Annotated in this window: 17 protein-coding genes; 7 read left to right on the top strand and 10 right to left on the bottom strand. The window is 54.2% G+C overall.

The features are described 5' to 3' along the window. The first annotated feature begins 246 nt into the window (after positions 1-246). The 3 genes from ACJJID_RS19170 (at position 247) to ACJJID_RS19160 (ending at position 3,672) form a co-directional block, all read left to right on the top strand. Positions 247-822: a DUF1287 domain-containing protein gene (locus tag ACJJID_RS19170; RefSeq protein ID WP_444920834.1), complete on the top strand. Its 576-nt coding sequence runs from the start codon at positions 247-249 to the stop codon at positions 820-822. A 152-nt stretch (positions 823-974) separates the two neighbouring features. After that, on the top strand, positions 975-2,897 hold the full coding sequence (locus tag ACJJID_RS19165; protein WP_444920833.1) for a multicopper oxidase family protein: 1,923 nt from the start codon (positions 975-977) through the stop codon (positions 2,895-2,897). Positions 2,898-3,303: 406 nt separating this feature from the next. Next, positions 3,304-3,672, top strand: a complete 369-nt coding sequence (locus ACJJID_RS19160; RefSeq protein WP_444920832.1) for a hypothetical protein — start codon at positions 3,304-3,306, stop codon at positions 3,670-3,672. Positions 3,673-3,732: 60 nt separating this feature from the next. On the opposite strand, the gene ACJJID_RS19155 is transcribed toward ACJJID_RS19160, so the two are convergent. The 7 genes from ACJJID_RS19155 to ACJJID_RS19125 form a co-directional block, all read right to left on the bottom strand. Continuing rightward, the gene (locus tag ACJJID_RS19155) at positions 3,733-4,632 is read right to left on the bottom strand and encodes a hydroxymethylglutaryl-CoA lyase (RefSeq protein ID WP_444920831.1); all 900 of its coding nucleotides are present in this window, start codon (positions 4,630-4,632) and stop codon (positions 3,733-3,735) included. After that, positions 4,632-6,632, bottom strand: coding sequence for an acetyl/propionyl/methylcrotonyl-CoA carboxylase subunit alpha (locus ACJJID_RS19150; protein ID WP_444920830.1), 2,001 nt, complete (start codon positions 6,630-6,632; stop codon positions 4,632-4,634). Before ACJJID_RS19150 ends, ACJJID_RS19155 begins: the two co-directional genes overlap by 1 nt. A gap of 4 nt (positions 6,633-6,636) precedes the next feature. Beyond that, complete coding sequence (locus ACJJID_RS19145; RefSeq protein ID WP_444920829.1) at positions 6,637-7,434, bottom strand: enoyl-CoA hydratase/isomerase family protein; 798 nt, start codon at positions 7,432-7,434, stop codon at positions 6,637-6,639. Between the two features lie 71 nt (positions 7,435-7,505). Continuing rightward, positions 7,506-9,113, bottom strand: coding sequence for a carboxyl transferase domain-containing protein (locus ACJJID_RS19140; RefSeq protein ID WP_444920828.1), 1,608 nt, complete (start codon positions 9,111-9,113; stop codon positions 7,506-7,508). A gap of 116 nt (positions 9,114-9,229) precedes the next feature. Then, on the bottom strand, positions 9,230-10,399 hold the full coding sequence (locus ACJJID_RS19135; protein ID WP_444908564.1) for an isovaleryl-CoA dehydrogenase: 1,170 nt from the start codon (positions 10,397-10,399) through the stop codon (positions 9,230-9,232). 134 nt (positions 10,400-10,533) lie between these two features. Beyond that, positions 10,534-10,950 (bottom strand): MerR family transcriptional regulator, encoded by a 417-nt coding sequence (locus ACJJID_RS19130; protein ID WP_444920827.1) that lies wholly within the window; start codon positions 10,948-10,950, stop codon positions 10,534-10,536. A gap of 129 nt (positions 10,951-11,079) precedes the next feature. Further along, the gene (locus ACJJID_RS19125) at positions 11,080-12,138 is read right to left on the bottom strand and encodes a hypothetical protein (RefSeq protein WP_444920826.1); all 1,059 of its coding nucleotides are present in this window, start codon (positions 12,136-12,138) and stop codon (positions 11,080-11,082) included. Between the two features lie 384 nt (positions 12,139-12,522). On the opposite strand from ACJJID_RS19125, the gene serB reads away from it, so the two are divergent. After that, on the top strand, positions 12,523-13,647 hold the full coding sequence (gene serB, locus ACJJID_RS19120) for a phosphoserine phosphatase SerB (protein WP_444920825.1): 1,125 nt from the start codon (positions 12,523-12,525) through the stop codon (positions 13,645-13,647). A 502-nt stretch (positions 13,648-14,149) separates the two neighbouring features. On the opposite strand, the gene ACJJID_RS19115 is transcribed toward serB, so the two are convergent. Then, the gene (locus tag ACJJID_RS19115; RefSeq protein ID WP_444920824.1) at positions 14,150-16,093 is read right to left on the bottom strand and encodes a M1 family metallopeptidase; all 1,944 of its coding nucleotides are present in this window, start codon (positions 16,091-16,093) and stop codon (positions 14,150-14,152) included. A 310-nt stretch (positions 16,094-16,403) separates the two neighbouring features. Here ACJJID_RS19115 and ACJJID_RS19110 point away from each other — a divergent pair, with 310 nt between their 5' ends. Further along, positions 16,404-18,065: an alkaline phosphatase D family protein gene (locus ACJJID_RS19110; RefSeq protein ID WP_444920823.1), complete on the top strand. Its 1,662-nt coding sequence runs from the start codon at positions 16,404-16,406 to the stop codon at positions 18,063-18,065. A gap of 80 nt (positions 18,066-18,145) precedes the next feature. Here the strand turns inward: ACJJID_RS19110 and ACJJID_RS19105 are convergent, their stop codons facing one another. Next, a complete protein-coding gene (locus tag ACJJID_RS19105) occupies positions 18,146-20,233 on the bottom strand; it encodes an EAL domain-containing protein (RefSeq protein WP_444920822.1) in 2,088 nt (695 codons plus the stop codon). A gap of 313 nt (positions 20,234-20,546) precedes the next feature. After that, a complete protein-coding gene (gene epmB / locus ACJJID_RS19100; protein WP_444920821.1) occupies positions 20,547-21,599 on the bottom strand; it encodes an EF-P beta-lysylation protein EpmB in 1,053 nt (350 codons plus the stop codon). 699 nt (positions 21,600-22,298) lie between these two features. Between epmB and ACJJID_RS19095 the strand changes: the two genes are divergently transcribed. Together ACJJID_RS19095 and ACJJID_RS19090 are read left to right on the top strand one after the other, a co-directional pair. Then, on the top strand, positions 22,299-23,009 hold the full coding sequence (locus ACJJID_RS19095; protein WP_444920820.1) for a TenA family transcriptional regulator: 711 nt from the start codon (positions 22,299-22,301) through the stop codon (positions 23,007-23,009). 182 nt (positions 23,010-23,191) lie between these two features. Further along, positions 23,192-23,986 (top strand): aldolase, encoded by a 795-nt coding sequence (locus ACJJID_RS19090; protein WP_444920819.1) that lies wholly within the window; start codon positions 23,192-23,194, stop codon positions 23,984-23,986. Positions 23,987-24,096 lie beyond the last annotated feature (110 nt).

Genomic DNA, 24,096 nt, shown 5'->3' with positions numbered 1-24,096 from the left:
TCCCGGATACCATATCAGCAAACTCCTCCCCCTTAAAAAGGAGGAACCAAGCTTTGGAAAGATATTTTTCTCCAGCGTCTTCTTTTGGTTAGTTGTCGGCCTATTCAGCTATGCCATCTACTCGAACTTTGCAGACAGCGCTATTTCATAAAAAAAGTTCGATTTGACACGACCAAACGGGGCTAAGGCTGACACCATATTTGGCAAAATAAATCTATCTACTTGAAATAAAAAAGGAAGCTTAAAGTGAGAAGATTAATTTTCTTGATCGGAATTATTTCAACCAATTGCTATGCACAAAATCTTCCCCTAGCCGAAGCAGCCTTGGAGCGCACTTACCACACAGTGCGCTACGACCCCTCTTATGTCTCTATTCCCTATCCAAATGGTGATGTGCCAGCCGATACTGGTGTCTGTACAGATGTAGTCATTCGCTCCTTTCGAAAGCTGGGCATTGATCTACAGAAAGAGGTGCATGAAGATATCTCAAGCAATTTCCAAGCCTATCCTTCGAAGCGTATCTGGGGACTTTTAAGACCAGATAAGAATATTGACCACCGACGGGTACCAAACCTTCAGACCTTCTTTCATCGCAAAGGTATGTCAATCCCCATTACTGATAAGCCGAGTGACTATCTACCCGGAGATATTATTACCTGGATGCTTCCGGGAAACCTCCCCCATATCGGAATCGTCTCACCAAAGCCATCTAAAAATACAGATCGTTTTTTGATTGCTCATAATATTGGCGCCGGCCCAGTACTGGCAGACATACTGTTCTCTTATACAATAACTGGACACTATCGATTAAACCTCGAATAAAAGATTTACTAGATACCGGGAATATCCAACTATACTCAGCGTGCTTAGAAATAAGAATTTATTAAATTTATTTACGCCAAGAGGTTAGTTACGTCTGCAGGGCAATTTTACCTCATTAACATGCGATTTGGCTCAACCATCGAGAACTAATCATGTTAAGGCTGACCCACTTATGCCTATTACTATCACTGCTTTGTTTTCAAACTGCTGCCCATGAGAAAGCTAGCACCAGCCCAGCAAGCCCAGTAACCTTGCTCGATCCTGACACAGTGGTTAAATTCGAGAATGAACTACCTGTCCCACTAGAAATCCGCCCTCAGGGCTCAACTCCTATCAAACTGCCAGCACAGCCCACCCAGGTTTGGATGGGCCTGCGAGATAAGGAAGGCAAACGCATAATGACTAAGGCCTGGGGGTTTGAATATGCAGATCATATCCACTCTCCTGGCCCAACTATTCGTGCCCGAGAAGGCCAACCGGTATTTGTACAATGGGCCAATGAACTTCCGGGCCCACATCTCTTTCCTGTAGATAGATCCATTCACCTCGCCGATGTAAAAGATCTCAAAGCTGTACCTATGGTTATCCACCTTCACGGCGGGCATACAGAGTGGAAAAGTGACGGCAATCCCCTCGCTTGGTACACCCGCAATTATCGTGAGACGGGACCATTATTTGAGAAAAGGATTTACGAGTACGACAACTCCCAGGATGCTGCCACTATCTGGTATCACGACCACACCCTGGGCATGACGCGCCTTAATGTTTACGCAGGTCTATTCGGTTTTTACCTGGTTGGCGATGACAATGAAGACCGCCTGATACAGGAGAAGCTGCTCCCAGCAGAAGATCGCACTTTTGTAGCCGCTATTACAGACAGCTTGTTTAGCTCCGATGGACAACTATATTTTCCTGGCTGGAAGGACCAGCCTCCATCACCAGTTTCCCATGAAGCAGTTAAAGTCAATTGGCCCAATCCCTCTCATCTCGACGAGTTTTTTGGCAATTTTATACTGGTAAACGGCATGACCTGGCCCAAAGTCAGTGTCACTCCACACGTCTATCGATTGCAGTTACTCAACGCATCCGATACCCGCACACTGATACTCAGGATCGACGAAAATACCCCCTTTGTACAAGTCGGTGGTGACGGCGGATTTCTCGATCATCCTGTAAAACTGGACGAGTTGATACTGGCACCCGCAGAGCGAGCAGATGTTTTAGTAGATTTCAGTAGTTATGAAGGGCGTAAGCTGACACTGCGAAACTTTGGACCGGATGTCCCTTTTAAAGGCTTTGTAGAGGCCAAAGACCCAAAAAGTTCGATTCCACTTGTCTACAACCCGGATGGTAAACGCGTATTAAGCGATGGACGCGGCGGCATCACACCAGCTACCGATCCAAATACCACAGGCCAGATCCTACAATTCCATATTGGTTCAAAACCGATAAACACCCCTTCTAATAAACAGAAATCAGAGATCAAAAATACCATTGGAGATTTAAAACTCAGCCTAAATACTCCCTTGCGCGCCCCTCTTAATAGGCTTAACCATGCCAGTCGCACACGACAACTTGCCACCTACCGGTTGGACGATCCCTACGGCCGCAATCTGCTCATGTTAGGTCCAGTAAAAGAAGGTTCCCTATTTTTTGAAGACCCTACTACAGAAATAATCCAACACAACGCCGTTGAGATCTGGGAAATATACAACCCTACAGTATCGGCCCATCCAATCCATATTCATCTGGTGGAATTCCAGGTACTGGATCGCCAGCCTTTTAAAGGAAAACTTATTGCCAAGCCCCAGAAATTTATGCATACGGATAAGATATTTCAGGGGGCACGGCTGGAAATAGAATCCCTACAGGGAAAACCCCTTCCACCACAGCCAGAAGAAAGTGGCCCAAAAGATACTGTGATCGCTCTTCCCGGCCAAGTAACCCGGGTAATAGCCCGCTTCGACCGCGAGGGGCTCTATGTATGGCACTGCCATCTGCTCTCCCATGAGGATTACGATATGATGAGGCCATTTAGGGTGTTGGCGCCAAAACGGGAAAAAATCACTAAATAGCTAGTTTTTAATCTTATTTCCGGACCGGAGTATTGGTTTGCTACAAATATTCAAAAGACAATAAGAAGCAGATACAGCAATTTCTAGCTATAAGCTCAAAACAACCAAAAAAGAACCCACCAAATAAGAAACAAGTTACCACCAAACAATCATTCAGCAGCCGATAACACATAGAAAACCATAAAAACAAGAAAATAATTCTTATTTACACCTGTGTTTTGTTATTTATTTCAGCATGGGAGCGTTTAGTGATTACTACCACCTGAAAAAAAAGTAGTTGATTTCAATTAAACGAGAAAATAATAAATCTATTTCAATATATCTTAATTAAACATAAAATAGTCAGGCCAAAAATTGACAGATGATTTCATCACACCTTAAAAAGTTAAGAACTATTAATTTCATTATGAAAATGAAAAATTTACTTTCCGGACTACTTATACCTCTACTATCCAGCACCAGCTTTGCATCAAGCACAGTTGAGCCTAACAAGACTATTGAAGGCATTACCACCTATAAATATTATGCAGTTATTAGGTTCTCACCAGATGCTAGTGGCGACGAATTGGGGGAAGGGTGTTCGTCAGGTTCCAGTAACCATGTAGTCATAGAATTCGACCACAATGATGGAACAGATAATCATGACACAAAAGAGCAATTCTCATCGCTTTTGTCTGCATATTTTGCAAAATCTAATACTGTAGGTTTTGGAGTAAAGGATTGCAGGGCAGGTAACGGAAATAACTACCCACTAATTTATCGGGTAGATATCTGATTCTCGCTAATAGTTGAGCCTATAGTATCAGGGCGGCGTTTTAACCGCCCTAGAAATTTCTCAGCAAGGCACCAATGCCTTAGCTACACGAGAGTTAGACTCCCGCCCCAGCTGCTCAGAAATAAAGTTCCCAGCCTCTGCCAGCAACTTTAAATCCACGCCAGTTTCAATACCCATGCCGTTGAGCATATAGAGCACATCCTCGCTGGCAACATTACCGGAAGCGCCGCGGGCATAGGGACAGCCGCCCAGGCCGGCTACGGCGGAATCTATTACTGCGACACCCATTTGTAAGGCCGCGTAGATATTGGCCAAGGCCTGGCCGTAGGTATCGTGAAAATGCACCGCAAGTTTTTCCACAGGTACTCGGGCCATCACCTGTTCCAGCATACGCTTGGCGGCTTCCGGCGTGCCGACACCGATGGTGTCGCCGAGGGAGATTTCGTAGCAACCCATTTCCAATAGAGCGGCACTAACTTCTGCCACTTTGGCCGGATCAATATCGCCTTCATAGGGGCAGCCGAGTACGCAGGATACGTATCCGCGCACGGGTATGCCGTCTTGCTTGGCTTTTTCCACCAGTGGGCGGAAGCGCTCCAGGCTCTCAGCGATACTGCAATTAATATTTTTCTGGGTGAAGGCTTCTGAGGCCGCGCCGAATACGGCGACCTCATCCGCTTTGGCTTCCACTGCGCGCTCATAGCCTTTTAAGTTTGGTGTGAGCGCGCTGTAGATAACACCGTCTTTGCGCTGGATACCCGCCAGCACTTCCTCGCTAGCGGCCATTTGCGGTACCCACTTGGGGCTGACAAAACTGCCGGCTTCAATCACCGACAGTCCGCTGGCACTGAGCTTGTCCACCAGCGCGATACGGGTCTCCACAGAGATAGGCTGCTTTTCATTTTGCAGCCCATCGCGGGGCCCCACTTCGACGATTTTGACTTGATTGGGCAAAGGCATTATTGCTCCTCCCCGACAAAATCCACCAGTAGGCTGCCGCCATCTACCAGCTCACCTTCGGCACAGAAGAACTGCTGCACGGTACCGGCAGCTGGAGCCCGCAGGGTGTGTTCCATTTTCATGGCTTCCATTACCAGTAGCGGCTGGTCTTTTTCCACCATGGAGCCGGGCTGTACCAGTAGGGAAATAATGGTGCCGTTCATGGGAGCGTCAAGGCCGTGGGCCTGGTCATTGCTCTCACCCATATCCGGTGGCAGCAACTTGAATTCCACCTGGGTACCATCAATAAATACAGCACCGCCATCGCGGGTATTCACGGCGGAGAAACTCATGCGACGGCCGTCCACCAACATCAAGTCGCGTCCCAGCAGCAGGCGAATCTCACCGCTGTTTTGTGCCTCAGGCAAGGCATCGCAAGTCCAGCGCAGGCTATCGCCCTCCGCAACAAAGCGAATTTGAGCGTGCTGGCCGCGGTAGTCCACCGTCTGGGTGCGACTGCCAGCCAGAGCATTGCGCCAGTTATCACCATTATGCCAAGGGGAGAAAGGATCTCTCTGCGGTGCGCTGTTGCGCAGATCGCGCTCTTCACGCTGCTGCAAATAACCGGCAATAGCGGCGCACTTCAGCGGCGTCAGTGTCTGCTCCTGATGCAGCACTTCCGCCTCGTAGTCCTCGATAAAGTGCGTCGAAATACAACCGCTGGCAAATGCCTGGTGATTGATCACTCGGCGCAGGAATTCGATATTGTGGCGCACACCGGCAATCTGGTAATCACGCAGTGCGCGATCCAGTTTGGCCAAGGCTTCTTTGCGGGTGCGGCCGTGGCAGATCAATTTGGCAATCATCGGGTCGTAATGCACGCTGATTTCATCGCCGGTCTGCACACCGGTGTCCACCCGTACACCATCGCCTTCCGCCGGGGGCTGGTGACGTACCAATATGCCGGTTGCCGGCAGGAAATCATTGTCCGGGTCCTCGGCGTAGATGCGCACTTCCATGGCGTGGCCGTTGATCTGCAGCGCATCCTGGCTCATGGGCAGGGGGTCACCGGCAGCGACTGCCAGCTGCCAAGCCACCAAGTCTTGTCCGGTGATCATTTCCGTGACCGGGTGCTCCACCTGCAGGCGGGTGTTCATTTCCATAAAGTAGAAAGCACCGCTGGCATCCAGCAGGAATTCCACCGTACCGGCACCCACGTAACCAATCGCGTGGGCCGCGCGCAGGGCCGCTTCACCCATGCGGGCGCGCAGCTCCGGAGTCATGCCCGGTGCGGGAGCTTCTTCCACTACTTTTTGGTGGCGGCGCTGCACCGAGCAATCCCGTTCAAACAGGTAGACACCGTTGCCCTGCTGATCGCAGAACACCTGGATTTCCACATGGCGGGGACTCACCACATAGCGCTCTAGCAACATAATGTCGTCGCTAAAGGCATTCATGGCCTCACGCTTGGCTGCAGCTAATGCTTCGTGGAATTCATCGGCACTGTCGACACGGCGCATGCCCTTACCACCGCCGCCGGCAGCAGCTTTCAGCAATACCGGATATCCGATGCGATTGGCGTGGCCTTCCAACAGCTCTTCATTTTGGTTGGTGCCGTGGTAACCGGGCACCAGGGGCACATTGGCCTCTTCCATAATACGTTTGGCGGCGGACTTGGAGCCCATCGCCTCAATCGCGCCGGTGGGCGGGCCGACAAAAATAATGCCGGCGCTATCGCAAGCGCGGCAAAACTCTGCATTTTCCGACAGGAAGCCGTAACCTGGATGTATGGCATCAGCACCAGTCTGCTTAGCAGCACCCAATACCTTGTCGATATCCAGGTAGGAATCCCTGGCCGGGGCCGGGCCCAGGTGTACCGCTTCGTCCGCCATCTGCACATGCAGGGCGTCGGCATCCGCATCGGAATAGACGGCGACAGTGGCCACCCCCAGGCGGCGGGCGGTCTTGATAATACGGCAGGCAATTTCGCCGCGATTAGCTATTAACAGTTTGCGAATCATAAAATTATCCTTCGCCGCCATTCATCCATTTGGGTGCGCGCTTCTCTAAAAACGCACTTAGCCCTTCCTGCCCTTCCGGCGATACACGCACGGCAGCGATCAACGCGCTGGTCTGGCCCTGCAATTCATCGTTGATAACCCGGTTGGACATGGACATGGCCAGTTGCTTGGCCATGGCGACCGCCTTGGGGCCATTATCGGCAATGGCATTCACTAATTTCTGCACATGCAGATCCAGATCGCCCTCGGCGCAGACTTCAGATATCAAGCCCATCTGTTCTGCGCGCTCGGCGGAGAAGCGCTCCGCAGTGACAAAGTAACGGCGCGCGCGGCGAGTGCCGATCGCATTGATGACATAGGGGCTGATGGTGGCGGGCAGTAACCCGATTTTGACTTCCGACAAACAGAAGCTGGCGCGCTCAGAGGCCACGGCCATATCACAGCAGCTCACCAGACCCACGGCCCCGCCAAAAGCGGCGCCCTGTACTCGCGCAATGGTGGGAGCTGGGAAAGTGTCGAGCTTGTACAGCATGGCAGCAAGCGCGGCCGCATCGCGGCGGTTTTCCTCTTCTGAATAAGTCGCCATGCGCTTCATCCAGTTGAGGTCAGCTCCGGCAGAAAAGCTCTTGCCATTGGAAGCCAGTATCAACACACGAACAGCGGGATTTTGCGCCAGAGTGTCAAAGGTGGTGGCCAGCTCGTGAATCAGTTCATCATCAAAAGCGTTGTGGATTTCCGGCCGGTTCAGGGTGACCGTGGCCACGCCCTCGCTATCCACTTCGCACAGCAATTTATCGCTCATTGTTATTCCTCGATTGGGGCGTTTCTCTCTAGCGGCACCGGGGTAGCCCGCGGCACCGCAACCACGGTTCCTTACATACGGAACACGCCGAACTGGGTCTCTTCCGGCTCTTTGTGGCTGGCCGCCGCTAGGCACAGGCCTAGCACGCGGCGGGTATCCGCCGGATCGATAACCCCGTCATCCCACAAGCGCGCGGAGGCGTAGTAGGGGTGCCCCTGGTGTTCGTAGTTATCCACAATCGGCTGCTTAAACTGGCGCTCTTCCTCTTCGCTCCAGAATTCACCTCGCGCAGCCATTTGGTCGCGCTTCACCTGGGCCAATACGCCAGCAGCCTGTTCACCGCCCATAACCGAGATGCGCGCGTTGGGCCACATAAACAGGAAATTGGGATCGTAGGCGCGTCCACACATACCGTAGTTACCGGCGCCGAAAGAGCCGCCGATAAGAATGGTGATTTTTGGCACTTTGGCGGTAGCGACAGCGGTCACCATCTTGGCGCCGTGCTTGGCGATGCCGCCCGCCTCATACTGTTTGCCCACCATGAAACCAGTGATATTTTGCAGGAAAACCAATGGAATCTTGCGCTGCGCACACAGCTCAATAAAGTGCGCGCCCTTCTGTGCACTCTCCGCAAACAGGATGCCGTTGTTGGCAACAATTCCCACCGGATAGCCCTGGATACGGGCAAAACCGGTTACCAGAGTGGTGCCATACAACGCTTTAAATTCATCGAACTCGGAGCCGTCCACAACCCGCGCGATAATCTCGCGCACGTCAAACGGCTGGCGCGAATCTTTAGGCACCACGCCGTAAATGTCTTCCGGTGGATAAATCGGCTCCACTGGCTTTTGAATATCCAGGCCGGGATTCTTGATGCGATTCAGGCGCGCTACAGAGCGACGCGCTAACTGCAACGCATGTACGTCGTTATTGGCGTAGTGATCAGAAACCCCGGAAGTGCGACAGTGCACCTCGGCACCGCCGAGTTCCTCCGCGGAAACTTCTTCACCGGTGGCCGCTTTCACCAGGGGCGGGCCCGCCAGGAAGATGGTGGCCTGCTCTTTCACCATAATGGATTCGTCTGCCATGGCCGGCACATAGGCTCCACCGGCGGTGCAGCTACCCATAACCACCGCGATCTGCGGAATATTCTGTGCAGACAGGTTGGCTTGGTTAAAGAAGATGCGACCGAAGTGTTCTCGATCCGGGAAAACATCGTCCTGGCGCGGCAGATTGGCACCACCGGAATCCACCAGGTAAATACACGGCAGATTGTTCTGTTCGGCGATGGTCTGCGCGCGCAGATGTTTCTTTACTGTGAGCGGGTAATAGGTACCGCCTTTTACCGTGGCATCGTTGGCGACGATGACACAAGGCTGGCCAGAGACGGTGCCGATGCCGGTAATAATACCCGCGGCTGGGACATCTTCACCGTAAACCTCATGAGCGGCCAACTGGGAAAATTCCAGGAAGGGGCTACCCGGATCGAGCAGCGCATCGATACGGTCCCGTGGCAATAATTTTCCTCGCGCCAGGTGTTTTTCCCGTGCGCGCTCGCCACCGCCCTGGGCGATGGCTTCCACTTTTTCGCGCAGGTCTGCCACCAGCGCCTGCATCTGCTCGCGGTTTTCGCCAAAGGCGGCATCGCGCGTATTTATTTTGCTCTGCAACTGATTCATAAAGTCTGATTCACTTTCCCGGAGAAAAGACCTCCACGGAGCGTGGCGTATCGCCGCAATGTCCGTGGAGACAGCTGCCGCCGACAGGCGTCGGCAGCGAGAAGAAATGCCCAGCCTTAGCGGGTCTCGTTAAACAGCTCGCGACCAATCAGCATACGGCGCACTTCAGAAGTGCCCGCGCCGATTTCGTAGAGCTTGGCATCGCGCAGCAGGCGGCCGGTGGCGTACTCGTTGATGTAGCCATTGCCGCCCAGTGTCTGGATAGCCTGCAGGGCCATCTGGGTTGCGCGCTCTGCAGTAAACAGGATTACTGCGGCGGCGTCCTTGCGCGAGTCCTCACCGCGATCACAGGCACGGGCTACGGCGTAGAGGTAGGCACGGCTTGCGTTCAGGTCGGCATACATATCGGCGATCTTGCCCTGCATCAGCTGGAATTCACCGATGGCCTTGCCGAACTGCTTGCGCTCGTGAATATAGGGAACCACCACATCCAGGCAGGCCTGCATAATACCGACAGGGCCACCGGAGAGAATGGTGCGCTCGTAGTCGAGGCCGCTCATCAAAACGCGTACGCCGCCGTTCAACTCACCGAGAATATTTTCTTCCGGCACTTCACAGTCTTCGAACACCAGCTCACAGGTGTTGGAACCGCGCATACCCAGCTTGTCGAGTTTCTGCGCCTGAGAGAAACCGGCAAAGCCGCGCTCAACGATAAATGCAGTGATACCACCGGAGCTGATGCCCGGCTCAGTGCGAGCGTAGATCACATAGGTATCGGCATCGGGGCCGTTGGTGATCCACATTTTATTGCCGTTCAAAACAAAACGATCACCGCGCTTTTCCGCGCGCAGTTGCAGGCTCACTACGTCGGAACCGGAATTCGGTTCACTCATAGCCAAGGCGCCTACATGTTCGCCGGAACACAGCTTTGGCAGGTACTTGAGCTTCTGTTCGCGGGTACCATTTTTGCGAATTTGGTTTACACACAGGTTGGAGTGGGCACCGTAGGACAAGCCCACAGAAGCGGAGGCGCGGGAGATTTCTTCCATGGCCACAGCGTGTGCCAGGTAACCCATATTGGAACCACCGAACTCCTCTTCCACGGTCATGCCCAGCAGACCCAGCTCACCGAATTTTTTCCACATATCGGCGGGGAACAGGTTGTCTTCATCGATCTGCGCCGCGCGCGGGGCCAGCTCCGCCTGGCAGAACTTGTAGACCATGTCGCGGAGCATATCGATGTCTTCACCGAGACCGAAATTCAGGGTTGGATAGGAGGTATTCATAATGGCTCCAATAATTATTAGAAAAGTCTTTTAAACTGGCGGCACCTGCAACCACTCGATACATCGGGTGACACGCTAAACCTCTGCGGGTCACAGGCTTTCGCAAGCGCCTGTTGAAATTTTTAACCGGTGAACTAGGGGCTTTCCTCGTTGCGGCTCTTTATCAAAGCCGCTTGCGCACGGGCCTCGGCTTCACCGAGTTCCCCCATCAGGCTCTCAATATCCCGCAGCTGCTGCTGCAACTGTGCCCGCTTCTGCGCTATACGCTCCAGCAGGCGCTGTAACTGCTCTACATTGCCATGAGCGGGGTCGTACATATCGATAATCTCGCGGCTCTCATCGAGGGAAAAACCCAGACGCTTGCCGCGTAAAATCAGCTTTAAGCGCACTCGTTCTTCAGGGCTGTAGACACGGGTCTGACCATGCCGCTCCGGTTTGAGCAGGCCCTTGTCCTCATAGAAACGGATGGCGCGGGTGGTGATATCAAACTCCCGCGCCAGCTCCGAAATACTGTAACTCTGGGGCTCTACGATGCTGGCTTTGGCTTTCATAAGTACTTCCTCGAGACGCAACAGAGCCTATCAAGAGTTTACGTTGACGTAAACGTAAAGCAAACGCCAAAAAATAACTGCGAAGGGCTATTCAGTCATTAGCCCGTCGCAGTCATCGGAAGTGAGGGATCAGGCGCCCAGCAGCTGTTGCAGCTGGTTGTCGAGCAACTTTTGGTAGGAGGGTGTCAGACCGGTAATTTCCAGGGACCAGCCGGCGCCGTGATGCTCAATGCGCCCGGCCAGGGAGGTATCTTCCAGCAGCTCCGGATGCAGGAACAAACCGCGCGATTGATTGAGTAATTGCTCGGCAGAAAAGTCCGGCGTATTGGGCTCACAGGGGGCCACCGCCAGGGCCAGCTTCAGGCCGGTGGCCCGGCTGACGCTCTGCATCTCCCGCAGTAACAAACCACAGCAGACCGCGCGAAATGCCGCATCGGCGCCGGAAAATCCCAAGCCGATCTGCGGCCCGGCGCAACTCAGTGGATGGGCGCCATAGATCCGGCGCAGTAACTGCATACGCCCATCCAACTCCCGCTGGATTCCTTCGAGTGCGCTGCGGCTTAGTTGGTTGGTCAACTGGGCCCAGTTCAATGGCCGCAGGTACAAACCTATGGCGTCTTGTTTTTGTTCGGAAAGATCGGCAGATGAAAGAGGTTCTTCAGCTGGCAAACTGCGCGGTGCGGAAAAGCCCCCCACCATCAATGCCGCCACTGCACTAAACGGCAATGCAAAAACCAGTGTCAGCAGCAGGCTGGCCCAGGGGAAGGTGACATCAGCGCCGGGGACCAGGGCAACGGTAACATTGCCGGCGATACTGTCGTGCAGCACTACCGGCACGCTAATGGTCTCGCCATTCTCTAGATCGCCGACTTCCGCCAAACTGTTCGATTCCACATCCTCAACGGCAACACCACTGATGGCAGGCAACTCCAACAGCTGCCGAGCCAGCAGTTGCATACTGATGCGATCGTCGGCGACGATGCGCTCCAGGCTCTGCCCGGCAAGAAAATTCGCTGCCGCCTGCGCCGAAGCGCGGTCTTTCTCCACGGCATCGGCATGGCGCTGCCCATAGTAGTGACCCAGAGCCACGCTGCAGAACAGAGCTAGGATCAACCAGATTGCCGCCGCCAACAGGCGCTGGCGGACGCGCTTGGATAAATGCGCAAACTGCTCTGGCAGTCTGCGCAAAAAGGAAATCATCGATACAGACATCACGCGGCCTTAATACCTCGCCTTGTTTCTTTTTATCTTGAGCTTCTTATCCTTGCGTCTTTATCCGTCATCCTGACGGATAAAGACATCGCCAAAAAACACTGGCGCAGATGCATGGACCTGCTGGCGTCTTTGGAACTCTCCGCGGCCAAGGGCCCTGGCGCGATTTTATCCTCACAAAGAGCCAATAGTGCGCAGTGTAATTTCCTGTGCCGTTGGTCGATCCGGCAACAAAATAGTTCCACAGGGAGTTTTTTATTTGTCACAAATAAGCGAGGCAGATCCTGCGCGCAGATTTTAGCGAAGATTCCGGCTAGAGCTATAATGCGTCACTTATTGAATAAATTGGGGAGCTGCGCCATGGGCGTCGAAACTAGAGCACAAGAATTTCATCTGCCCCTGGCACAAATTACCCTGTCACCCCTGGACTGCTCTGTGCGTTACCTCACCTATAGCGGCAAGAGCGGCAAGCACGCACAGCTGGGGTTGGAATACGACGAAGCAGTACCTTTTTCGGGCACCGCCAGCGGTGAATTGAGCTTACCCAGTGCCGCACCATCGGCCGTGCAATCGCCTTGGTGCCTGACCTTCCTCAGCCCAGCAGCCAGCCTGTCACAACTGCAGCGCCTGCTGGATTTTTGTGCCGAGCAACAATGGCACATTGATGTCATCGACACTCTAGCCCACCGGCACGAGTGCACGGTAATCCGCTTCCAGTTCAGCGCTGAACTGGAGTTTTCCCCTGCGCGATTTGCCTGCCTGCAACTGGCCGAGGCAATCGGAGCCGATCTGGTTTTGCAGGAAGGCAGCAGTCAGAGGGTACCGGCGCTGGCTGGCTTCGATATGGATTCCACCCTGATCGATGCCGAGGTCATCGACGAGCTGGCCAAGATTACCGGTATCGGCGATCAGGTGGCGGCCATCACCGCGGCCGCTATGCGCGGCGAGTTGGATTTCCGCGATAGCTTCAAAAAGCGCATGGCGTTACTCAAGGGGTTTTCCGAACAGCGCCTGGCAGAAATCGCCAGGCAACTGCCGCTAAAAGAAGGGGCACAAAACCTGTTGCACTGCCTGCGCAAACTCGGCTGCAAGACGGTCATTTTATCCGGCGGATTCACCTACTTCGCCAACTTCCTACAGAAAGAACGCCTTGCCGTTGACCTGATACACGCCAATGAACTGGAGTTCGCCGAGGGAGTACTCACCGGTGAAGTCATAGAACCTATCGTGGACGGCATGCGCAAGCAGTTATTGCTGGAGGAAACTGCAAAGGATATGGGGCTGTCGCTGGAGCAAGTGGTTGCCGTAGGGGACGGCGCCAATGATATCCCCATGTTGAACCTGGGTGCCCTGGGTATTGCCATCCACCCAAAACCCAAAGTCCGCAGAGAGGCACCACAGGCGATCACCCTGTTCGGGCTCGATGCAGCGCTGTACCTATTTGGTCTCAACGACCGACAAATAGCCGAATTGGGGCAGCCTTAGAGGCGCCCCAAACAGGTCATATCATCGCATGAGGGAAGGGAAAAGAACGCGGCTTGTTGTTATCTGAACAGGCACCGGGCTCATATTCACAACCTACGATAAAAAGGCCGAGAATAACCAACCATAAAATCCGCTTGTACATAGGTACCTCCCTTTGCCTAATTGGAATTTTATTCGAGCAGCAGATTACGCAAAGGGTCCCGATTTGAACAGCAATTTAATGATTTTTATGCCAGAAAATTGGCGCAAAAATTATTAATTCGTACCAGATGGATGAAGTTTGCTACACAGAGGATTACATCGGCTCTTTTCCGGCTCGGACTCCACCCAAAAGCACGATGACAGCTCACATTTCAGGCAGAATTTCACTGCAGAAAATTTGCAGAAAACGCTGAGGTGAGTATGGGGAGTGACACCTAAAACAGCCGACATTGCATCGGCTCGATCACCCCCCACAGAGTGCTAGAACTCCGGCACAAGGCACCGGAGTTGAGCAGAGGTTTTAGCCTTCTTTCTTACCGTAAATTACCAAGCTGTTCACTTTTACTGTCAACGGGTGGTAACCCGACTTGGCGCGCTCAAAAATACGCGCGGCCACATCCTGTTTTCCGGTCTCCACCATATTGCGATACAGCGGGCGCAGGAATTTGTTACGGCCAATGCTGGTAAGGAAGTTCTCCAAGCGATCGAAGGCCGGCTCGTAATCATTGCGCACGGCAATCATCAGCCAGCTGAAGGCCACTTCATTGTTGCGGGATTCGGTCAGGCCAAAGGCGCTGTCCAGCTCTTTTAACTGCGCTTCCGTCAACTTTTCCGGCATACCGTCGAGGAAGTACTTCCACTGGTGGAAGGTCCAGCCCTTGGTGTCGATATCCTTAGCCGCCAGTTTGCCGTCCAACCACTGCTGGCGCACCGGGTCCAATTTGCTGAAGGCATCGGACTGCGGATGTGGCGCACCTTCGGGGATACCCGGCTCGAAGATCCACTGGTGAATGCGCTCGCGGTCCAGCTTGTCGGCATGCTCAACCAGCAAGGTCTTATCCAAGTACTTAACGAAATCCTCGGTGGTGATGCTCTGGAAGCTGAAGTGGTTAAAGTACTCCATCAGGAAGCGGTCGAACGCTTCACGGCCCACTTTCTGCTCCAGCTCGTACAGGAACAGGGAGCCTTTCTCGTAGGGGATATTGGAGAAGACTTCATCGGGATCGCGGCCGCGCAGGTCGATCGCCATAATCTCATCGCGGGGCTCTTTGTCGGCCAGGTCCGCTTGCAGATCGTCATAGCCCAGGGCCATTTCCATCTGGTAGCGCTCGTCGCCGTAGACAAACTGCATAATGCGGTTGGTCAGGTAGGTGGTAAAACCTTCGTTCAGCCACAGGTCGCGCCAGCTGGCGTTGGTCACCAGGTTGCCGGACCAGGAGTGCGCCAGTTCGTGGGCGATCAGGGCCACTAGGCTCTTGTCGCCGGCAATCACCGTCGGAGTGATAAAACTCAGGCGCGGGTTTTCCATACCGCCGAAGGGGAAGCTGGGCGGCAGGATCAGCAGGTCGTAACGATCCCAGTGATAGGGACCATAGGCCTTCTCGGTCACTTCCAGCATGGATTCGGTGTCGGCAAACTCCGCCGCCGCAGATTCCAGCATGGAGGGCTCAGCGTAAACACCGGTGCGCTCGCCCATGGGCTTGAACTGCAGATCGCCAACCGCCAGGGCAATCAGGTAGGAGGGAATGCGCTGGGGCATTTCAAACTCGTAGACGCCATCTTTGGCCGCCTTCGGATCGTTGTTGGCACTCATTACAGCGCGCAGCTCTTTCGGGGTGCGAACGGTGGCGTTGTAGGTGATACGAACTTTCGGGGAGTCCTGCAGCGGGATAAAGCTGCGCGCATGAATTGCCTGAGCCTGGGTAAACAGGAACGGATGCTTCTTGCCGGCGGTCTGCTGGGGCTCCAACCACTGTACGCCAGAGGCGCCCGGTGCTGTGCGGTAGCGGATGGTGATGCTGTTGGCATCTTTCGGCAGCTCAATATTCAGCGGGGTACCCAGGTGGCTGTCTTTCTCACCCATGGAGAACTTCACCGGCGCGCCATTGGCAGAAACGGAGACCACTTCCAGCTCGCGGGTATCCAGCACCATTGGCAGGTTCTTGTCGTTGAGGCGCTTGAAGTCCAGCTTGGCTTCGCCCTCGAGTACCTTGCGGGAGAAGTCGACAGTCAGGTCCAGATCCAGGTGCTGCACCTGATAGTCATTGCTATTGGCGAAGGAATGGTAATCCACACCGGACTGCGGCGCCTTGTCTGCAACGCTTTTCTTCTCAATTACCGCGGCCGCTTTTACCGGCACGCTGGCGCTATCGGCTTCGACCTTGGTCGGTTCATTCTTGGAACAACCTGAGGCTACGGCGAGGCCGCCGACGATCAGGCTGGTGCACAGTAAACGGGGCAACATGGGTCTACTCCCTGGGTTCAACTTTTCAATTTGCGCCACAGGATACCCGAGAGTGGGCGCTTGAGGAACGATAGGAAGGCAGATCTCCGCTGGGTGACCGCCCCGGGCAGTATCGAGCGAACCCCACCACCGAAGATCATGCTCGCCGCGGCGATAAAAATAGACGTATGTCTCAACTTCTGCGCTGGCGGACGAATTTGCTGACTAATCCCCGTTGAGATCGAAAAAATCTCCCCAGTGATTAACAAAGCCTTCACTTTCCGAATTCAGACTGCGGGTCTTCTAAAACAAGCACATAAAGGAGAGTCCCATGTCACTGTCCCGGAGGCGGTTCCTACAATTTTCCGGCGCCGGCCTGGCATCCCTGCCACTGTTGAAAGCCTACGGTGCCGGCCTGCAACCCTTCCAGCACGGCGTGGCTAGCGGCGACCCCCTGGCGGATCGCGTTATTCTCTGGACTCGGATCACCCCCTCCAATGACCCCGCCTTCCAGTCCATGGTGCCCTACACCTGGCAGATCGCCCTGGACCCGGAAATGGCGATGGTGGTCAACAGCGGCAGCGGCCTCACCGGTCCAGAGGTGGACTACACCATCAAGGTGGACGCTTCCGGCCTGCAAGCGGGGACTAGTTACTATTACCGCTTCTACTCCAACGGTATCGATTCACCCATCGGCCGCACCCGCACCCTGCCCACCGGCCATGTTGAGCGCCTGCGCTTCGCTGTGACCAGCTGCTCCAACTATCCCATGGGTTATTTCAATGTGTACCGCGAGATCGCCCTGCGCGCCGATCTGGATGTGGTGCTGCATCTGGGCGACTACATCTATGAATACGGCCCAGGCGGCTTCGGCACCGGTACAGGCCTTGGGCGTGAGCCGATACCCGCCAAGGAAATGGTGGATATCCAGGACTATCGCCAACGTTACGCCCAATACCGCTCCGATCCGGATCTACAGGAAGTGCACCGTCAACATCCCTTTATCTGTGTGTGGGACGATCACGAAACCACGAACAATGCCTGGGCCGGCGGTGCGGAAAACCACGATCCACAAGACGGCGAGGGGGACTGGGCAGTGCGCCGCACCGTGGCGAATCAGGTCTACTTCGAATGGATGCCAATTCGCGACAACGGCCTCCTCGACCTGTTTGGTGACAAGGCCATCTACCGCAGCTTCCGCTTCGGCAACCTGATGGATTTGATGATGCTGGATACGCGGATTGCCGCCCGTGACGAGCAGGCCAATTGGTTCGACCAGAAGACCGCCGATAATCCCGATCGCAGTATCCTCGGTGCGCAACAGGAGCAGTGGCTGCACAATGGACTAACCCAATCCCAGGCAGACGGTGTGCGCTGGCGGGTACTGGGCCAGCAGGTGATGATGGCGCAACTGACCCTGGCCAAAGATCTATCGATCAACATGGACCAGTGGGATGGCTACACCGCTTCCCGCGAACGCTTGTTCAACCATATCAGCAATCACAATATCGACAATTTTGTGGTGCTCACCGGAGATATCCACAGCTCCTGGGCCTGGGACCTGGCCAGCAATCCCTTCAATATCCTCGAATACGGTCGCCTCACCGGCCGCGGCGCCCTGGGCGGTGAGTTTGTCACCCCAGGCGTGACCTCCAGCTTCCTGGATAAGTCCCACCTGACCGATGTAGCCGCCATCGCCATGGACGGTTTGATCCCACATCTGAAATGGGTCAATGTGACCCAGCGCGGCTACCTGCTGATGGATGTATCCCACTCCCGTACCAAAGCCCACTGGTATCACGTGGATACCGTCACCAGTAAGAGTTACAACGCCAGCCTGGCGCGAATCTATAAGCAAAAGGCCGGTGCCAACCATGTGCAGCGAGCCTGGAACGAGAGCAGCGGTCCAGAGAATGCACCCGTCCCAGCCCCTGGTTACGCCACACTGGCACGCAATACCATTGCCGCCCTACGCAGCCGCTACAAGGTTTAGCCGCTGCAAGGTTTAAGAGGTATAAAAAAACCGCACAGCCCAGGGCTGCGCGGTTTTTCTCCAACCTTCAATAAACTTCTTTAATCTAGGCTAAAGTCGAAGTTCATCTCCTCCGCCGGAGCCTGGACATAGTAGCCCTGGATATAATCGGTGCCGGTTTGCCACAGAGTGGGCAGCATGCTGGCCTGCTCGATATGGGGCACAATCACCTTGGTGCTCGCCTCGCCCAAGCGCTGTACCAAACCCGCAAGGGTATCGCTACTCTCACCCTCGTCCTGCACTTCGCGCACAAATGACGGATCTATCTTGGCGATATCTACCTTCACGTGCTCCAAAGCCTTGAATGGATTCAAACCGGTGCCAAAGTGACAAACAGATACGCGGCAGCCGAGCTGCTGAACCTGGGTGGTGAAATCCCGAGCGGCGTGTAAATTGCTGGTGATATCTTCCTGACGCAGCTGGAAAACGACCGAACTTGGTACCAGTTTGGCAGCTTTGAAGGCCACCCCCAGCCAGGCCGGCAGGCTGTTGTCGAGTAGCGAGGCGGTGGTGAGGTGCAGCAACAGCGATACCTCTTTGCCCTCGGCCCTGGCGGCGGACGCGGCCTTGATCGCAGTGAGAATCACCCAGCGATCCATTTTTGCCGATAAACCCGCATCGCCCAGCTCCTGCAGAAAAGCCAACGGCGCCAGCTCTTCCTTTTCATCGAGCATGCGCACCAATACTTCATACATCTGCTCGCCGGTGCCCTGCAAACTCAGGATCGGCTGGTATAGCAGCTTGAGACTGCCCGCTTCCAGCGCCTGCACCACACGGGCGCGGTGATAGGTGCCAGCATCGGCGCTGTTTTCGGTATCCGGCTCATAAAGGGCAAAGGCACCGCCCTGACCGTCTTCACCGAGGGCCAGTTTATGCGCCGTCTGCGCCTGTTCCAGCACCTGCTGGGAACCACTGGAAGCCTCGCTCAGCAGCGAAATCCCAATAGAGGCAGTCACCTGCTGGGTCTTGCCGGCGGCATCAAAAATAGTGTCGGCAATCCGCTTGAGTATGTCTTTGGCGCGCAGTTCGATACTGTCCGGCGTGGTATCGGGGCTCAGCAGGCAGAAACTCTCGTCGCTGTAACGCGCCAGGGTATCGCCGCTGCGCTGACAGCCCTGTAACAGCTCGGCCATGGCCTTCTGCAGCGCATCGGCACCGGCCACACCCACGACTTTTTGCACCTCTTCAGCAAAGCGATCCACCTGAATAAACATCAAGCCACCGGTGCGGCGCGAATCCGCCGAGGCCTTGATAGTGGAGTCCAATAGCTGCAAGAAGTGCTGGCGATTGAACAGACCGGTGAGCGGGTCGCGGTTTTTGATATCGCTGAGCTGGGCTTCCAGCTGTTCGGTATCACCGCGGCGGCTGGCAATGCGCACTTGTAAGCAGCGCTCTTCCTCATAGGTGGTACTGAGCACCTCGGCACGGGTGGGCAGGGGATCGCCATTGACTGTTCTGGCGGTAAACCGCCACTCTTTGGCCTCGACCTCATTGTTGTCGATGGCGCAGCGCTTGAGAAATTCCCGCGCCCCTTCCTGCTCATTTTCCGACAGCATATCGATCAGCGGCTGGTATTCGACCTCCTCACCACTTTCATAGCCAAAGCGTTCGGCAAATGAATCGTTGGCGTATACCAAAAGACCATCGGAGACATAAGCGATAGCGTCCTTGGAGCTGTCGAGCAATTCTTTGGCGCGCTTTAGTGTGGCGTGATAGCGGCGGTCATGTATCCGTGCCTGGCGGCGGTTTGAGAGGGCACTCATCTCGCGCTGGATCACCAGCAATAGATGCTGGTCCTCATCCACTGTTACCACGTCCCGTGCGCCAAGCTTCAGCCCCTCCACCACAGGCTGGGAGCCAGTGCGTTCACTCAGCAGGATCACCGGGATATCTTTTTGCAGTTTACTGATTGTGCGCAGGGCCACCGCCGGTGGAATCTGTGTGCTACTTTCTGAGGCGATTACCAGATCCCAGGTTTTGTCTTGCAGCAGGCGGGTAAAAACCGCTTCGTTGGCGACATGCTGGGCGCGGTTGGGTCTGCCGGCATTGTGCAACATGCTCACCAGGCGCTGTGCCTCTGAGGGCATGTCGTGAATCAGAAGGAGTCGGATAGTGTCGTTGCTATTCATTATTTGCTCTATTTTTTCAGGGCAGCGCACCGCAACCCCATGCGGTAAGTTTAGGGGGCCCCTGTGGTGGCATACAAGAGCACTTCAGGATGGTACGCGTGACCAAAGTCACACAATTCCCCCTGTAAAAAAATGCACTCAAAAGTATGAATTTGCGAATAAGTAATCACTCAGCAGGTCGGCAACTTCTTTTTTATCTAGGGCCTGTACGGCACAACTAATGCGGCAGCCACTATATAGATAGGCCCTAATAGATATTTAGCCTAGATCAATTTGGCGCCATTTTCCCACCCACTGTCGCCCAGAGTTTTTATTAATTGGTTTGGGGTAACTTGCTGCTAGTTTCTATTGGGGACTTTGAAGCAACACCCGGTATCTCGCGCACTAGCTTGGGAACCAAATAACCCGGCAGGCGCCTGCGCATTTGCTCAATGATTTCCACTGCCGCGCTATCGCTGACTTCAAAGTGGGCAGCGCCGTTGACCCTATCCAGCTGGTGCAGGTAATAGGGCAACACCCCTGCATCGAACAGCGTTTCACTCAATGCTTCCAGGGTTTCGCTCTTATCGTTAACGCCGCGCAGCAGTACCGCTTGATTTAGCAGAGTCACCCCCGCATTGCGCAGCCTAGCCAGGCCCGCGCGCACCTCCGCATCAATTTCACTGGCGTGGTTGCAGTGCAAAACCAGTACCGGTTTCAGGCGCGATCGAGCGAACCAGGACAGCATTTCATCGGTAATCCGGCTCGGCGCCACTATGGGCACACGACTGTGGATGCGTAATTTGTTTAGGTGTGGGATCTGCGCCAGCTCTCCGGCAAGCCAGCCAAGTTGGCGGTCGTTCAACACCAGTGGGTCGCCACCGCTCAGTATCACCTCGCGCAACTCGCTGCGCGCGCGCACATATTCCAGTGCTGCAGACCACTGTTTGCGATTCAGGTGATTCTCACCGTAGGGAAATTCCCGGCGGAAACAGTAACGACAATTTACCGCGCACTGCCCCGCCGTGATAAACAGCAGACGACCGTGATATTTATGCACCACTCCAGGCAGCGGATTCGCCTCAGCTTCCTGCAATGGATCGGCACTAAAGCCCGCAACCACTTCCAGCTCTGTAGCTCCGGGCAATACCTGCAACAGGAGTGGATCATTCGGATCGGCTAGACGCATGCGGCGGATAAACGGACGCGGTACTCGCAGGGCGAACTTGTCGCTGGCCTGTTGCGCCCAGGGCAATTGCTCAGGATCGAGCTGCAGTAATTCGATCAACTCTTCAGGGGTTGTGACCAGGTCAGAGAGTTCATCCTGCCAGCGGCGGGCTTCGTGGATGTCGATCAATTCGCTGTCGACGGCTGGGGATTTCGCCATAGGAATTCGCACAGAAGGGAGCAACACTAGAGAAATAGCAATTGTACCAGAAGCTGGCCCAGGCACAGACACTCCGGGTAACCGGTCCACCCGGGCTGATAGCGGCCTCATGAAAAAAGAAGAAAAACCACGGAGCACTGATCCCCGGTTAAAACCAATAAAACCACACAGTCAGAATGGTTTATAAGCCAATTATTATCGGTTCCAGCCGGGCCCTAGGCCAGCCTTGCAATGTCTGGGTGTGTAAAAGGGGACTTAAGTCAGGTATTTTCTACTCGGCAATTATTCAACTTTGTCACATAAAAAATGAAAAAAAATCGACGATCAAGTGAATATCCTATAACCCAAAAATCAATAAAAATAATTCTTTACTTATCAGATAAGGCGCACTGCTTGGCTTTAAAGCGAAGTGGTAACTCCACCATATACATAAGTAAAAGCTCACTCCAAAATTTTAAAAACAACAATAATTAAAATTTAACCGTCAATATAAAAATATTACTGGCCGTACAAATTTCCTTAGGAAATTCTTCACAATTCCCCCATTCACAACAGGGTTAATAGGGTGTTAATTTAGCCAAAGACAAAGCGATAACAACCTTGTCTTCTTGAAATCAGTGCACTCGAATTTCAATAAAAAATAAGTCCGGGCATCTCCCCCGTCCAATAAAAATGGAATTACAAAAAAGGAAAAATTCGATGGAAATGCAGCTCGAATTACTTGAGGCCAATAAAGATTTATTGATTGAGCAGACCCGTGCTCACCCGTTCCTCAAGCGCTGCCGCGATGGCTCCATAACCATGGAAGAGCTAAAAATTTTCCTGGTTCAACAGGGAATCTACAGCAGCTACTTCGTGCGTTACCTCTGTGCGATGATGGCCAACCTCCCCAGCAATAAAGAAGTGCATGAGTTGGCTGAAAACCTAATGGAAGAACTGGGCCTGGAGCCCGACAGCCCCAAACCTCACGCCGAGATTTACCGCGAGACTCTCGAGCACTTTGGTCTGAGCCTGGAAAATGCAGAAATTCTGCCCGGCACCCAATACCTGATCGACACCATGTTCCAGCACTGCCGCGACCTGCGTGCCAGCTCTGGCCTGGGCGCACTCTGCCTGGGCGCAGAAGCACTGGTGCCGGACCTGTATAGCGATATCGTAGCCGGCTTCCGGGCCTGCGGTGTGGCCGACGAGCAATTAACTTTCTTCCTGCTGCACATCGAATGCGATGACGGCCACGCGGAAACCATCCGCGATATTATGGTCGAGATCGGCAGCAAAGATGCTTCCCAACTCGACGTAATGCTCGACGCGGGGCGCCGTCTGGTGCAAGCCCGCCAACAGTTTTTCGACTCCATCGAAACTGCCTACCGCACCTCGAGCCAGAGCCAACCCCAAGCGGTTTCCGCCTAAGCCGTATGTGCCCAGTCATTTATTATTGTGGCTGGGCACAACACAGGGACGTGAACGCAACAGTGAAGTAGCTGCGTTTGTTGCCGCGAATAATTAAAACAATGGAATGGGAATTTCATGCGGGAGTTCTGCCTATCGGCGTCAACTGCTGAAACTTCCTTTCGTAAGTCATGGAGTCAAATATGGCTGAAACACTATCAATGAACAAAGGCGAGCTGATCGAGCGCGCCAGCGAATCCATGAAAGAGCACCTGGGTGTGCCCGACTGGTCTCTACGGGAAAAACTCGCACTGACCTGCCGCATTCTTTTTGCCCACGGACACGATTCCGGTCTGGCCGGGCAAATTACCGCCCGCGCGGAAACACCCGGAAATTATTACACCCAACGCCTGGGGCTGGGGTTTGATGAAATTACCGCGTCCAACCTGCTGGAAGTTAACGAAGATCTGGAAGTCATATCCGGAGAGGGTATGGCCAACCCGGCCAACCGCTTTCACACCTGGATTTACCGCGCACGCCCGGATGTAAAATGCATCGTGCATTCTCACCCAATTCATATTTCCGCCCTGTCCATGCTGGAGCGCCCGCTGAAGATTTCCCATATGGACGCCTGCATGTTGTACGACGATATCGCCTTCCTCAAGGAATGGCCCGGTGTACCAGTAGGCAACAATGAGGGCGAACTCATTGCCGAGGCGATCGGTGACAAGCGCGCGATTCTGCTCGCCCATCACGGCCTGATCATCGCCTGCCGCTCCGTAGAAGAGGCCTGCTCCATGGCCCTGCAGTGCGAGCGCGCCGCGCATTTACAAATGCTGGCGGAATCCTCCGGCACCATTCAGGACATAAAACCGGAACTCGGCCGCGAGGCCCACGACTGGATCCTGCAGGAAAAGCGCAGCCAGGCCACCTTTGCCTACTACGCCAGGCGTCTGCTGCGGGATATCGATAACACCACCGATAACCCCCTGGGCTGAGACACAGTCACCGCCACTTTTACCAGTCCGCGGGCCCAATGCCCGCGAACTGTTGCATTACCGCACCCGGTCCCAGTCAAGCCCTTCGCAACCGATCGTTACAACACTAC

This window comes from Microbulbifer sp. CnH-101-G, from assembly GCF_052466775.1.
Note: the sequence above shows the minus strand (reverse complement) of the source record. Positions and strands in the feature narration are given on the sequence as shown.

Excerpts from the sequence above, each read along its gene's own strand:
- ACJJID_RS19110 (WP_444920823.1), top strand. The coding sequence starts at position 16,404 with ATGTCACTGTCCCGGAGGCGGTTCCTACAATTTTCCGGCGCCGGCCTG.
- ACJJID_RS19155 (WP_444920831.1), bottom strand. The coding sequence starts at position 4,632 with ATGCCTTTGCCCAATCAAGTCAAAATCGTCGAAGTGGGGCCCCGCGAT.
- ACJJID_RS19135 (WP_444908564.1), bottom strand. The coding sequence starts at position 10,399 with ATGAATACCTCCTATCCAACCCTGAATTTCGGTCTCGGTGAAGACATC.
- ACJJID_RS19165 (WP_444920833.1), top strand. The coding sequence starts at position 975 with ATGTTAAGGCTGACCCACTTATGCCTATTACTATCACTGCTTTGTTTT.
- ACJJID_RS19095 (WP_444920820.1), top strand. The coding sequence starts at position 22,299 with ATGGAAATGCAGCTCGAATTACTTGAGGCCAATAAAGATTTATTGATT.
- epmB (WP_444920821.1), bottom strand. The coding sequence starts at position 21,599 with ATGGCGAAATCCCCAGCCGTCGACAGCGAATTGATCGACATCCACGAA.
- serB (WP_444920825.1), top strand. The coding sequence starts at position 12,523 with ATGGGCGTCGAAACTAGAGCACAAGAATTTCATCTGCCCCTGGCACAA.
- ACJJID_RS19115 (WP_444920824.1), bottom strand. The coding sequence starts at position 16,093 with ATGTTGCCCCGTTTACTGTGCACCAGCCTGATCGTCGGCGGCCTCGCC.
- ACJJID_RS19145 (WP_444920829.1), bottom strand. The coding sequence starts at position 7,434 with ATGAGCGATAAATTGCTGTGCGAAGTGGATAGCGAGGGCGTGGCCACG.
- ACJJID_RS19160 (WP_444920832.1), top strand. The coding sequence starts at position 3,304 with ATGAAAATGAAAAATTTACTTTCCGGACTACTTATACCTCTACTATCC.
- ACJJID_RS19150 (WP_444920830.1), bottom strand. The coding sequence starts at position 6,632 with ATGATTCGCAAACTGTTAATAGCTAATCGCGGCGAAATTGCCTGCCGT.
- ACJJID_RS19140 (WP_444920828.1), bottom strand. The coding sequence starts at position 9,113 with ATGAATCAGTTGCAGAGCAAAATAAATACGCGCGATGCCGCCTTTGGC.
- ACJJID_RS19090 (WP_444920819.1), top strand. The coding sequence starts at position 23,192 with ATGGCTGAAACACTATCAATGAACAAAGGCGAGCTGATCGAGCGCGCC.
- ACJJID_RS19130 (WP_444920827.1), bottom strand. The coding sequence starts at position 10,950 with ATGAAAGCCAAAGCCAGCATCGTAGAGCCCCAGAGTTACAGTATTTCG.
- ACJJID_RS19105 (WP_444920822.1), bottom strand. The coding sequence starts at position 20,233 with ATGAATAGCAACGACACTATCCGACTCCTTCTGATTCACGACATGCCC.